Origin of the sequence: Paenibacillus sp. B1-35, assembly GCF_050474385.1 — a bacterium.
Taxonomy (GTDB): domain Bacteria; phylum Bacillota; class Bacilli; order Paenibacillales; family Paenibacillaceae; genus Paenibacillus_B; species Paenibacillus_B alvei.
Map to the genome: position 1 here is coordinate 356185 of NZ_JBCHVJ010000006.1, position 12918 is coordinate 369102.

Genomic DNA, 12918 nt, shown 5'->3' on the forward strand with positions numbered 1-12918 from the left:
CATTTGTCAAAACCTTTTATTGGCTTTCAACGCGTGAATATTAACATTATCGCCGAAGATTCTGCGTGAAGTCGCATCGAATCGTGCTTTCCCGCGCGGTTATGTTATATTTTCATCCAAATGCTAAGAAATTATGGCTTTTGACCCCCTTTTCGTCAAAATTTGCTGTGCATGCATACGCTACCAGGATCCGAAAGACACTGAGCTAAGCAAAAAATTGGCTTTTGTAACACAAGACAAATCCCCTGTATATATTATCGACGTATTACACCTGCAAAAAGTTTCAGGTAATGTTTATTATCCGTTTGGAATTTATGGAAAACCTTCATTTCACAATTCTTCATAAATATCTTTACCAAAGATTCATGTGAATAGAACCCAGTGGTACTCTTATTCGTCAATCCGTAAAATTCACTTCGTATTTTAAGCTCACCTGCTACACCATTCATTACAAGCCACTACAGGAAGATAATCAAAGAAATTTGCATTCTACACGCATGACATGCGATTTTGCAGGCAATGCCACTTCGAGTAAAATAGGAATAACTTGTTGAAATGATCGGCATTTGAAAATATGATTAAAGGTACTCTTTATGCTGCGTTAGCCTTCAGAGAAAATTCACAGACCCATCATCTTCTGTTAATGTTACGCTGTTACGATCATATTATTAAATACCGGATAACGGAGGAATCGACATGACTCGTGTTATCGCGTGGCTGGGTAATCGTGAACGACAATTATTTTTTTGGATTAACCATCGGCTGCACCACCGGAGCATGAATATTTTATTGTATACATTGACCCATTTAGGCGGGGCTACATTCACAATTGCGTTTACGTTATTGCTCGCTTTATTGGCTCCTAAGCCATGGAGTGCAGTCGGCTGGCAATGTGTTGCTGCGCTTATTGTAAGCCATTTGCCTGTCGCCTTGATTAAAAAATGGTACCCAAGAGTTCGGCCGCATTTAGCATTGCCTAATATTCGTACATTTCGCAAGCCGCTGGTTGACCATTCATTTCCTTCTGGACATACGACAGCTATATTTTCTGTTGTTGTCCCGCTCATGATAGCTAACCCAGCTTTGTCATGGGGATTGCTACCGATTGCATGTATTGTTGCACTCTCTCGCATGTATTTAGGGCTACATTACCCTTCTGACTGTTTGGCAGGAGCCCTCATCGGTACAGGCGCAGCTGTAAGTGCAGTAGCCTTATGGCCATGACAATCGGTCTATCGGTCTTGTACAAAAAAGGATATCAAGTATAGTTAGGTATATGGAAATTATAAGAACAATCATACCTAAGAAGATTGAATAAAGGGTGAATACCGTGCATCATCATGCAATGACATTTACACTTCCTTCAGGCTCCTTTTTACCTGGTGCCGAAAATGATGGAAAGAAGCGTATACTGCTGCTGTCAGAGCGTTTCGGAGCTGGTCACACCCAAGCTGCCCATGCACTTGCCGTCAGCCTTCGCAAGCTGTCTCCGCATGTGCAAACTCGTGTGATGGAGCTTGGAAGCTTCCTAAATCCGAAAACCGCTCCGCTCATTATAGAAGCTTACCGCAAGACTGTTCTCATACAGCCGAAGCTTGTAGGCTTTATGTATAAAACGCAATACAATCGTTCTTTAAACCGACTGACTACGATGGCGCTGCATCGGGTATTCTATACCCATGCAATGTCCGTTATGCGTCAGCTCAAGCCGGACATGATCGTTTGTACACATCCGATCCCGAGCGCAGTCATTTCACGATTGCGGCGACTTGGGCTCAATGTCCCTCTTTGTACAGTCATCACAGATTATGATGCGCATGCCGCTTGGGTAAGTCCAGCCGTGAATCGATATTTCGTATCAACGCCTGAAGTTAAGGAAAAGCTCGAGATGCACGGCGTAAGCAGCGATTCCATACAAGTGACGGGCATTCCGGTTCATCCGAACTTTTGGGAGCCCCATGATGGCATGGGCAAGTCATCCATCCGCGCCCGATTCGGACTAAAAGATATGCCAACTGTGCTCGTCATGGGCGGTGGCTGGGGAATGATGGATTCTGCTCAATCGACAGAGCTGCTGACTCGTTGGCGCAAAGATGTTCAATTTATTTTTTGCGTCGGAAATAATGACAAGCTACGACGCCGAATGCTTGAGAACCCGCGCTTCCAGCATGAGAATATCCATCTGATGGGGTACACTAAGGAAGTTGACCAATTAATGGATGTCTCTGATTTGCTTGTAACTAAGCCGGGGGGAATAACATGCACAGAAGCACTGGCGAAAGGAATTCCGATGCTATTCTATCAGCCGCTTCCAGGCCAAGAAGAAGAAAATTGTCATTATTTCACGGAAAAAGGGTACGGAGAGCCGATTGAATCTGCTCATACCATTACAAAATGGATGAACCTTCTAGTACATCATTATGATGAGGTGTCCGCACGCCGCTCAGAACATGAACACAACGCATCGCGTTATCATCCTAAAGTATGTGCCGAAGCCATTCTGCAAATGATGAATGTGCCGATTACAAGAGAAGAATAGCAAAAAGGCCGCTATCATGCATGCTATTAAAGGAGAAGATCTCCTCTTATTCATGCAAAATAGCGGCTTTTTACTTGTTCATTTATAACATACTAACGAGATGAGTATGGCTCATTGTGCGGCAAGGATGAGCGATACTGCTTGTACGCCTTGTCACCAACAAGAACTTCGACACGATGAATATTCATGCCTCTGCCCATAAATTTCTGCTCATACTCCGTCATAACATGTTCTTCATTAATGCCGTCACGATGCAGGTTCAAAGAGATATTGCGCATTTGAAGCCCCATCTCTGCAAAGGAGTTCAAAGAAAACTCGAATAATGTCTCTGAATCGGTTTTGAAATGAATTTCACCCGTATCACTTAAAGCGTAACGATACTTCTCGACAAGGCGCGAATGAGTCAAGCGACGGCGTGCGTGCTTCTTCTTCGGCCATGGATCACTAAAGTTTAAATATACACGTTCAATTTCGCCTTCGTCAAAAATCTGCTCCAAAAATTCAACATTCGCGCGGACAAGCCTTAGGTTGGATGCCTCCTGCATTCCCGCTTCTTCTCGCAGCATGCGAGCCTTCTCACAGCCACGAGCAATCAATTCATCATACATATCTACGCCAATGAAATTGATGTCTGGGTACTTCAAGCTCATCGTACTGATAAACTGTCCTTTTCCCATTCCCAGTTCAACATAAATTGGGCGATCATTGCCGAACGCCTCACTCCATTTTCCCTTCAACTGCTCCGGCTCCAGCACGACTAGGTCGGCTTGCTGCGCAAGCAGCTCTTTTGCTCCTCTTTTGCCACGTAAGCGCATGTGTGCTATCCTCCATACTGATTATGCTCCAAGCCCTTATTGTGCATGACAAGCGCTAAAAAGTAAAGACAACTGCTATATAACTGCTCGCTATTGCATATACCCGTCCAAGATCTCTATATCTCCATATATGCTACTATCCAATAATGCGTATCCCCATACACATGTGTCACACAGATCATTATATCTACATATCTTTTCGTTTCATCTTCAACGATACACATCCAGCGTATACTCTTATCTACTTATCTATGTATCTGCGCATCTACGAGATATGCTGCTTTATCGAATGTTACTGTATTATATGTATTTTACTTTACAACCTTCACTCCCGCTCACCGCTCTTAATGTTTCTACTCTTTCCGCCATATATGCTCTTAGCGCTTTTCAGCTACTGCATCATTGCGCCTCAGCATTTTGCTCCTATCATCCATGACTTTTTGTCGCCTTTGCCCCATTATCCCCTTTGCTCAGATTCCATTTTCATAAGTCTTCTATTGTATTCACTGTTCTCTAATTCCTCATTTCGACATTATATTCTTCATCGATATACGAGTGCCGATCCTGTTACCACCAGACCTCCCCTATAGCGAACAAAGTTATGGAGGGGAGTTGAACATCCCTTTGTAAGTGGTTCACGGCGACTTGGCTCTTAACCCATCCAAACAGCATCAATACAGTGCAGCTTAGCACGTTCATTGATGTGACATTCAAAACTGCCTGGTTCATGCTTCACAAGATTCGCATTGCTATCAAGCATACCGATAATATGAATCAATTAAGTGGAGATGTCCAAGCTATACTAGCTTTTTCACTATTCACTTCTGCACACTCAGTAACTTCTAAATTCTTTGCTTACGATTGTGACCGTCTAACTCATGGTTTCGTTCTGAGCGAAGGGGATAATGAAGCAAGACCACAGTCACATTTCAAATCTAATTGGAAGATCAAGAACTGAGCTTGCCTCCGTCTTCGCTTTTAGGGCTAAATCTGCTACAATAATACAATGAATTTGTTATCGGTATAATGTCGTTATACAGACTTTGTACTCAACTTATATACTGAAAGGGCTTGTAGCCATTGGAAGGCTTAACACACTTACAACCGCCCTCTCCCCTTTTATGGGGTGACAAGCGGTTTCATACATGGAATTATGAGATGCGTGAGCATTTCGGAGAAAAGGTATTCAAAGTCATGCTCGATGCTGGTTTTACCTGTCCGAACCGGGATGGAAGCATCGCAATTGGCGGCTGCACATTTTGTAGTGCGCGAGGTTCCGGAGACTTTGCCGGACGACGACGCGATGATTTAGTTACTCAATTCAATACGATTCGAGACAAGCAGCATACCAAATGGCCAAACGCTAAATATATCGGCTATTTTCAGGCTTATACGAATACGTATGCCCCTGTAGAGGTATTGCGGGATTATTTCGAGGTCATTCTGGAACAGCCTGGGGTTGTTGGATTGTCCATTGCAACACGGCCAGACTGCTTGCCGGATGATGTCGTCGAATACTTGGCAGAGTTGAATGAACGCACCTATTTGTGGATTGAGATGGGACTTCAAACGATTCACGAGTCAACTTCCCAACTCATCAATCGCGCACACGATACTGCGTGCTACCTAGAAGCTGTTGAGAAGCTGCGCAAGCATAATATTCGTATTTGTACCCACATCATCTATGGGCTACCGCAAGAATCGCACGAAATGATGTTAGAGACTGCACAAGCAGTTGCAAAGATGGATGTACAAGGCATTAAGCTTCATCTGCTGCATCTCATGCGCAAAACCCCGATGGTAAAGCAGTATGAAGCTGGACTGCTGCGCTTCCTGGAGATGGATGAATACATCAAGCTCATCGTCGATTCGCTCGAAATTCTCCCTCCAGAAATGATCGTTCACCGCGTTACGGGAGACGCACCGCGCGACTTGATTATCGGCCCTATGTGGAGCATGAAAAAATGGGAAGTGCTCAACGGCATAGATGCAGAATTGAAGCGACGCAATACGTGGCAGGGCAAGTATTGGAGGGAATCTTAAGATGGGGTTTTTATCCGTACTTGGCTATGCTCAACAGGTCGTGAAGGAACGCGTACAGCCAGGTGAACGAGTGATTGATGCAACTATGGGAACAGGCGTAGATACTTTATTTCTTGCTCGCCTTACAGGGCCGCGCGGAGCAGTAGCTGCCTTTGACGTACAAGAAGGGGCGCTTGAGCTGACACGTAAGCGGCTTCATCGTGAGCTTGGAGTAGAAGGAAGTACTCATGTGAGCCTGTATCATACAAGTCATGATGCGATGCATCAGGCACTGAATGAAGAATGGCACGGTTCGACGGCAGCAATTATGTTCAATCTTGGATACTTGCCGACTGATGAAGCAGATAAGCAAATTATGACAGTCCCTGAATCTACGCTCGCCGCACTTGAAACGGGGCTAACCCTGCTTCGTCCTGGCGGAGTGCTTAGCATCGTACTGTATCCCGGACACGCAGGCGGCGACGATGAAGCTAATAAGGTGCAGCTGTGGGCGCAATCCCTGCCTGCCCGTCACGGCCAAGTGGTAATCTACCGGATGCTGCAGCGTCCTGACGCCCCTTATGTAATTGCGGTAGAAAAACGGAAACAACCTGACAGCGAATTTAAAAATAAAGTTTAAAAACATACCCAAATATATTTAGAACTTCTGCCTCCGCTTAGGTGAATGAAAATCCTATCTAACAGATTGAAGGAGTGATGAGGGAAATGGCAGTCCGTAAAATCGAGCACGTCGGGATCATGGTTCAGCAATTAGAGCCTTCCATTCAATTCTACGAAGAAGTAATCGGATTGAAGCTAAAAGGCACACTCCTCCATACAAATGGATTCATTCGTCTCGCCTTTCTTGGATGGGATGGAACCGATGCAACAGAAGTAGAGCTTGTAGAAGGATATCCTGGAAGCGTAACGGAAGAAGGAAGAGTTCATCATATCGCTTTTTCCGTTGACGATATAGAGGCAGAATTAGCACGCATCAAGAATCTGCCTCATGTTGAACTTATTGATGAAGAACTGGTTACCTTGCCGAACGGCAGCCGCTACTTTTTCTTTAAGGGTCCGGACGGCGAGAGACTTGAGTTTTTCCAATCAACTAGAAACTAGACAACTCGGGAGTGAGAGAACATGACAAAACCTTATCCATTAAAGTTTCAACCTGAATTCAAAGAACGCGTATGGGGTGGCCGTGCTCTAACGCAATTCGGATTGGATTTGCCTGAAGGACATATCGGTGAAGGCTGGATGATTGGTGATCATCCGAACGGTACAACGAAAGTTGTTAATGGTGAATTAGCTGGACTTGGCTTGGATCAAGTACGTGAGCAATACGGTAAGGAATGGTTCGGTTCTAAAGGCTTTTCCGAAAAAAATGGCCGTTTTCCATTGCTTATTAAGCTGTTGGACTGCAACGATGATCTCTCTATTCAAGTCCATCCGACTGACACATATGAAGGCTTGCCAGAAGGGGAATTGGGCAAGACTGAAATGTGGTATGTGCTTGACGCGAAGCCAGGCGCTAAAATTATATATGGTTTAAAAGAAGGCATTGATCGCAAAGCGATGGCAAAAGCGATTGAAGAAGGACGCATCATGGAGGTTCTGCAAGAGGTGTCCGTTCAGGCTGGAGATACGTTCTACATCCCTGCTGGTACTGTGCACGCGCTGTGCGCAGGCGTTGTAGTTGCAGAAATCCAACAAAACTCCGATACGACCTATCGCTTGTACGACTATAATCGTCCGGGCTTGGATGGTAAACCTCGCGAACTGCACATTGAGGATTCCTTGAACGTTATTGCCTACGAAGGCGCAGGTGCAACTCGCATGTCTACGAATGGCGCAGTTGCGAACGAATGGTTGGTATTGGCGGAGTCCCCATACTTCCGTGTAGAAAAAGGGATCGTTGCAAAACCATGGTCATTGTCTACAACGGAAGAGAGCTTCGTCATCCTTGTTGTATGTGAAGGAACCGGCACGCTAAAAACAGCTGACGAAGAGATCGCATTCAAAGCTGGTGAATGCTTCTTGCTGCCAGCTAACCTCGGTAACTATACACTTGACGGTAACTGCACAGTGTTGCGTTCTGTTGCTCCTTAATACTCGTATGATTGACTTGGCATCCGGTCCCCTGATGGGAAACCGGATGCCTTTTATTAGAATTCGATATAGCAATTCTATTTCTGTAAGAATGGAGGGACATAGATGAACAAGATCGAGAAATTTATGGAACCATCGCAGCCGCTGGATCCCTATGATAGCAAGCTCATTGCGTATATTCGTACCCATCAGATGGCTGCTAAGCATTTGCGGCTTCAAGCGCTATGCCATTCCGTCGAGGATGCTGCCCAAGCGGTACAAGCCGATAAAGTCGACTTTGTAAAAAATGTCTGCATGATTGACGAGGCGGGGCGCTTGCTTGTAGCTATCGTCAAGGGTGAAGACCGTGCAAGCACTAGCAGAGTTGGCAAGGCACTGCTCATTCCTCCACCACGCTTAGCACTTGAAGAAGAAATGCTAGAGCTTGCCGGATACCCTGCTGGTGGAATCCCTTCTTTTGGCTACAACGCACTATTTATCATTGACCCCAAGGTTCTTGAACGCGAATTCGTCTATACAGGCGGAGGCTCCCCATACTCGTTAACACATATTTCGGTTCAAGAAATGCTGCATGTGAATCAGGCCATTGTAGCAAGAATTCGAAAATAATTGCAGCAACGCATAAAGAAGCGCTAGAGCATTCTCTAAGCGCTTGTTTTGTTACGATTAATGTTTAGGTGATTGGTGATTAACAATTATTTAGCTGCGGTTGGCGGAGAATATAGCAGTTGTACTTTCCGTGCTGCATTCACAGCAGATAAACGATCATTAACACCTATCTTGGCATATAGATTCGATATATGATTGCGTATGGTTCCTTCGGCTAAATAGAGTGTCTGTGCGATTTCTCGATATTTCATTCCTTGTGCCAAATACTGAAGCACTTGCTTCTCTCGTTCGGTCAAGCCAAAAGGATCTTGGACGAGAAAGGTATGCTGAGTATTCGACTCTGGCGCCTGCAGCTTTCGATCCTCCTGCTCGTCATGTTCGATGTGCTTTAATTGATCTGACAGCATCCGCGTTACAGATTGTGAGAGGGACGTTCCCCCATGATGTACAAGCCGCACGCTAGCCAACAGTTCCTCAGGATGCACAGACTTGAGCAAGTATGCCTCAGCACCTGCATCGATTGCTTGCACTGCATAATCCGTTTCCTCAATCGTGGTCAGCAATATCACCTTCATAGCTGGCCATCTTTCTTTTATCACCCGAACGGCTGCAAGTCCATCCATCCGTGGCATTCGAATATCCATAAGCACAATATCCGAATGTTCATGTTCCGCATATTCAATTGCTTCCTTACCATCCCTTGCTGTCCCTACTACATGAATATCTTCCTCTTGCTCAAATAAAAAGCACAGGCTTTCACGAATAAGCTGCTCATCATCTACAATAAGCAAGCGGATTGGACGCTCCTCTTCAAGTGGCATAATGCGTGGAACCTTGCAAATGACCTCTATGCCACCTCCTAGGGAGGAACGTACCTTCAGTTGTCCGCCGTAAGCCTGCAAGCGCTCATTCATTGATGATAGACCATAGCCGAATGTTAGATTCTCATCACCAATGCCATTATCGCGAATAAATAAACATACTTCCTCGGTGTCATAGACAAGTCTAACTTCGATTATTGAAGCCTTGCCGTGTCGCACTGCGTTCGTTGCCGCTTCCTGTACACACCGCTCTATCGCCATACGATGAGCATAAGGAATACAATAGGCGCTGCCCTCGGCAATAAATTTACATTCTATATCAGTTTGGTTGTGGAGCGTATCAAGTAGTTGCCCCAGCACTTCTTCTAAGCTATACTGCTCTTCCTCTGAAGATGCAATATCATGGATGTGATGCCGTACCTTCTCATAGCTGCTGCGCGCATGCTCTATAACAAGCTCAAGCCGCAGCTTAGCCTGTTCCAGATCAACAGCCATAAGAGTCTTGACTGATTCCATCCCCATTACAATAGATACATGAGAATGTCCTAATGTATCATGAAGCTCACCTGCCACTCGATTGCGCTCCTCCTGTACAGTAAGCCTCTCCACCTGCTCCGTATATTGGCGTATGACATTGATTTGGTCTTCATTTTCTTGAAGAAGCTGCTTCATTTTTCGCTGCGAATGCAAAAACACGCTGAAGCCAACACCAATCCCGAACAAAATAAAATGATTGACAGACGCATCCAAAGCCTGCAGCCAGGTCAGCTTCCCGCTCCATATCCCGATGAAGGGGAATAAGCCTACTATAGGAGCTCCCCACCATATGTTCGCTCTTGTCGTCATGAATCCAATCAGTAGAGAAGGCAGCACCATATTGTCGAGATAAAAAGGCATCGACAAATGCATGGATAAATTAATGCCTCCCGACAAAATTATTTCCGAGGCAATAAATTTCGACGGATGAATGCTTCCAGGTCTCCAAAACCATAAAGGCAGCGCAGAACACATCATAAATTCGATTAGCGATCCTGCCGTATTATGCATGATAAAATTCGGTGATATTGCCATGTAGACTACGCCAGATACAATCCAAAGCATATATAGGCCCAACATAGCTGTATCTATCCAATGCCATTTTCTTTGTTCCATTACACGAATACACGCCTCTTTCTATGAAATTAAGTTGGATCTGCTGATAACCGAAGTAGAACGCAAAAAAGAAAACTAGGATATTCATATGACTGCATTTCAGATGATTCTCACTGGGAGGTATCTTCATCATTGTAATAGGATTGATCTGTGAAAAAAAGAAGAAATGGAGGAATGGAGCTTGTTCTCAAATCTAAAAAACCAAACGAAGGCTATAAGTTACACAGCAATCACCTTCATCCTTGCCGTATGCTCTGCCATGGTTCCGGACACCAACTCGCTGGTATATATGCTAACCCCATCTGCAGCAGTCTTAATTATGCTCCTATTGGTAACGAAGGACGGATATTCGCGATCTGGCTGGGCCGCACTCGGATTGGGGAAAAGCGGACATAAATGGTGGTGGATCATCTGTCTCATTCTCCCCTCTGCAATCGTAGCTTTAAGTTATGGACTGGCCTTGGGAATAGGAGTTTTGGTTATCGATGTTCCCCCAACCTATGAAGGCTACAGCTGGACTTCCTTTCCTATCGTTGTTGCTTTACAATTTGTCGGTGCTCTATTTACGAGCTCGCTTGGAGAAGAAATTGGCTGGAGGGGCTACTTACTGCCATTGCTTGTAGATAGCTTAGGTGAAAGGAAAGCACTTGTTATCAGCGGACTCATTCATGGGTTATGGCATATTCCAATCATCATGCTGTCTCCTATTTATCATCATGATCAAAATCCGATGTTAGCATGCTTGTTCATCATCATGTCCTGCGTCTTCCTAGGACCTGTCATCGGCTTTATTCGACTGCGCACATCCAGCGTATGGACGTCCTCTGCGTTCCACTCGGCACATAATGTTACTTGGGCTGTGCTGCGGGGCATTACAGTGCCGACTTCAAGCCTTGCACTGTATATAGCCGGGGATAACAGCATCATCGTTATTTGCTGTTATATGCTGCTTACCATATGGATCATGAAACGAATCCGCAACAATTCCAGTGTCCGCTAAGCGATACTTCCAAAATCTGAAAAGACCGCCTAGATAGGCGGTCTTTATCTGTTTGTTTACAACATTAAGACGTTGCAACATTCACTTGGGTCAAAATTAATTGCAGCAATCCAGGAAAGCGTGCTTCCAGTTCATCCTTACGCAAACAGATAAACCGTTGTGTTCCCTCCATTCTAGTTCGAATAATGCCTGCTTCTCGCAGTACTTTGAAATGATGCGACATTGTAGACTTGGACAGGGATAGATCAAATCCTCCGCATGTCTGCTCCGGAATATTCATCAATTGCAGTACGATATTCATGCGAATCGGCTCGCTTAGAGCATAGAACACTTGCGAAAGTTCAATATGTTCAATATCGGGATGAAATAATGTTCTCATGTCATTATTGTACCTAAATGATTGACATCATTCAATAGTTCGATTACACTCGAACTATTGAACAAAGGTGCGCACCTCTCTATTCAATAAATGATGACGTAGAATGTATCTTTTTATCGTTCAAGCTAGTGCAATTTTTGAACAATAGGCGATCTTTAACGTGCGGCAGCAGAGCCTCACATGATCGCGGATTCATTAATAGGGGGCCTTTTACAATGAGCAACACGACGAATCAGCAGCTTACCGCATCACTATCCAGTCCGATTATGGCATTGTTTTTTGTCACCATGTTCATCATCGGTACAGATACCTTTATCGTATCACCTATGCTTCCAACACTGCGTAAGGTTCTTCACATCTCTATCGAACAATCGGGATGGCTCATTTCTGCCTATGCACTCGGCTATGCCCTGTTTGCTCTCATTGCCGGCCCTCTGTCTGATGGCCTTGATCGCAAATTATGCCTGCTTGGAGGGATGATTGGTTTTTCACTCTTCACAGCATTATGCGGATCAACAACAAGTTTTAGCCTCTTGTTCGCCTATCGTACCTTGGCAGGGATCTGTGCAGCAATCGCCACACCACAAGTGTGGGCTTCCATTCCACAACTTGTAGCACCACAAAAAATCGTAAAGGTTATGGGTGCCGCTACTGCAGGCTTAGCCGTTTCCCAATGTCTCGGTGTTCCTCTTGGCAGTCTACTTGCCGCCAGCAACTGGAGATTTCCCTTCTACGCTATTGGGATTACGGCGCTGTTAATTACGATCGTATTGGCGCTCAAGCTTCCTTCCATACCGCCAACAACGAAAAACCGGAGTTCATTGGGCTCTCTTAAACAGCAATATCGCATACTATTTTCACGCAGAAGCACCGTCACTGCTTTTCTTGGATATTTTTTATATCAGTTAGGTACTTTTTCTACATTTTCTTATCTTGGAAATTGGCTCGCAGATGATTTCTCTCTAAATGTACAGCAAACAGGATTATTCATCCTCGGATTTGGTATTGGTAATTTGGCAGGCAGTATCCTCGTATCGAAGGTGGAACGCACTCTCGGTATTCGTCGCACAGTTACAAGCTCCCTTCTTGGCATGATTGCAATGTATGTAATAGTAATAACAGGAAAGGATGTCATCTTTATTAGCGTCGCTTATGCGCTGATCGCCTTGTTCGGCGGCATGCTGTTCCCGCTCTTAATGGGTACGCTTCAAAAGGAACAGCCGTATGCACGGGGTACCGTAGCAGCACTTGCCAACAGCACCATGTACTTTGCCACGATGCTTGGGTCAGCACTAGCAGGTGAACTGTATACTCACTTTGCTGGATTTTCCTCCATTGTTATAGGTACAATGCTGTGCTATACAGCCTCCCTGATTATTTTCAGAGGCTTGCTGCACAACCGACGAACCGTTATCGGTCAAGCTAACGGCGCAGCATAAAAAGGATTCGGCTTCGCGCCCCCCTCTTCC

The 12918-nt window shown here is 45.0% G+C and carries 12 protein-coding genes; 9 read left to right on the plus strand and 3 right to left on the minus strand.

Features of this window, described 5'->3' with window-relative positions:
* Positions 1-696 precede the first annotated feature (696 nt).
* Both ACQ5BJ_RS20815 and ACQ5BJ_RS20820 read left to right on the plus strand, forming a co-directional pair.
* On the plus strand, positions 697-1224 hold the full coding sequence (locus ACQ5BJ_RS20815) for a phosphatase PAP2 family protein (protein ID WP_005548706.1): 528 nt from the start codon (positions 697-699) through the stop codon (positions 1222-1224).
* Between the two features lie 121 nt (positions 1225-1345).
* Positions 1346-2539 carry an MGDG synthase family glycosyltransferase gene (locus ACQ5BJ_RS20820; protein ID WP_051135162.1) on the plus strand — a complete coding sequence of 398 codons (1194 nt, stop codon included), beginning with the start codon at positions 1346-1348 and terminating at the stop codon, positions 2537-2539.
* Positions 2540-2631: 92 nt separating this feature from the next.
* Here the strand turns inward: ACQ5BJ_RS20820 and trmB are convergent, their stop codons facing one another.
* Positions 2632-3354, minus strand: coding sequence for a tRNA (guanosine(46)-N7)-methyltransferase TrmB (gene trmB / locus ACQ5BJ_RS20825; RefSeq protein ID WP_005548710.1), 723 nt, complete (start codon positions 3352-3354; stop codon positions 2632-2634).
* Positions 3355-4434: 1080 nt separating this feature from the next.
* Between trmB and ACQ5BJ_RS20830 the strand changes: the two genes are divergently transcribed.
* From ACQ5BJ_RS20830 to ACQ5BJ_RS20850, 5 genes are all read left to right on the plus strand, one after another.
* Positions 4435-5397 carry a TIGR01212 family radical SAM protein gene (locus ACQ5BJ_RS20830; protein WP_040736127.1) on the plus strand — a complete coding sequence of 321 codons (963 nt, stop codon included), beginning with the start codon at positions 4435-4437 and terminating at the stop codon, positions 5395-5397.
* A 1-nt stretch (position 5398) separates the two neighbouring features.
* On the plus strand, positions 5399-6016 hold the full coding sequence (locus tag ACQ5BJ_RS20835; RefSeq protein ID WP_268598778.1) for a class I SAM-dependent methyltransferase: 618 nt from the start codon (positions 5399-5401) through the stop codon (positions 6014-6016).
* An 86-nt stretch (positions 6017-6102) separates the two neighbouring features.
* Positions 6103-6498, plus strand: coding sequence for a VOC family protein (locus tag ACQ5BJ_RS20840; protein ID WP_005548716.1), 396 nt, complete (start codon positions 6103-6105; stop codon positions 6496-6498).
* A 21-nt stretch (positions 6499-6519) separates the two neighbouring features.
* Positions 6520-7488: a type I phosphomannose isomerase catalytic subunit gene (locus ACQ5BJ_RS20845; protein WP_005548718.1), complete on the plus strand. Its 969-nt coding sequence runs from the start codon at positions 6520-6522 to the stop codon at positions 7486-7488.
* A gap of 105 nt (positions 7489-7593) precedes the next feature.
* Entirely contained in the window at positions 7594-8097 is a 504-nt protein-coding gene (locus tag ACQ5BJ_RS20850) for a YbaK/EbsC family protein (protein WP_171415883.1), read from the plus strand.
* 86 nt (positions 8098-8183) lie between these two features.
* On the opposite strand, the gene ACQ5BJ_RS20855 is transcribed toward ACQ5BJ_RS20850, so the two are convergent.
* The gene (locus ACQ5BJ_RS20855) at positions 8184-10070 is read right to left on the minus strand and encodes a helix-turn-helix transcriptional regulator (protein WP_289356223.1); all 1887 of its coding nucleotides are present in this window, start codon (positions 10068-10070) and stop codon (positions 8184-8186) included.
* Positions 10071-10251: 181 nt separating this feature from the next.
* Here ACQ5BJ_RS20855 and ACQ5BJ_RS20860 point away from each other — a divergent pair, with 181 nt between their 5' ends.
* Positions 10252-11070, plus strand: coding sequence for a type II CAAX endopeptidase family protein (locus ACQ5BJ_RS20860; RefSeq protein ID WP_289356224.1), 819 nt, complete (start codon positions 10252-10254; stop codon positions 11068-11070).
* Positions 11071-11134: 64 nt separating this feature from the next.
* Here ACQ5BJ_RS20860 and ACQ5BJ_RS20865 read toward each other — a convergent pair whose 3' ends face one another.
* Positions 11135-11449, minus strand: coding sequence for an ArsR/SmtB family transcription factor (locus ACQ5BJ_RS20865; protein ID WP_171415889.1), 315 nt, complete (start codon positions 11447-11449; stop codon positions 11135-11137).
* 215 nt (positions 11450-11664) lie between these two features.
* Here ACQ5BJ_RS20865 and ACQ5BJ_RS20870 point away from each other — a divergent pair, with 215 nt between their 5' ends.
* Positions 11665-12888, plus strand: a complete 1224-nt coding sequence (locus ACQ5BJ_RS20870) for an MFS transporter (RefSeq protein WP_289356225.1) — start codon at positions 11665-11667, stop codon at positions 12886-12888.
* The last annotated feature ends 30 nt before the right edge of the window (positions 12889-12918 follow it).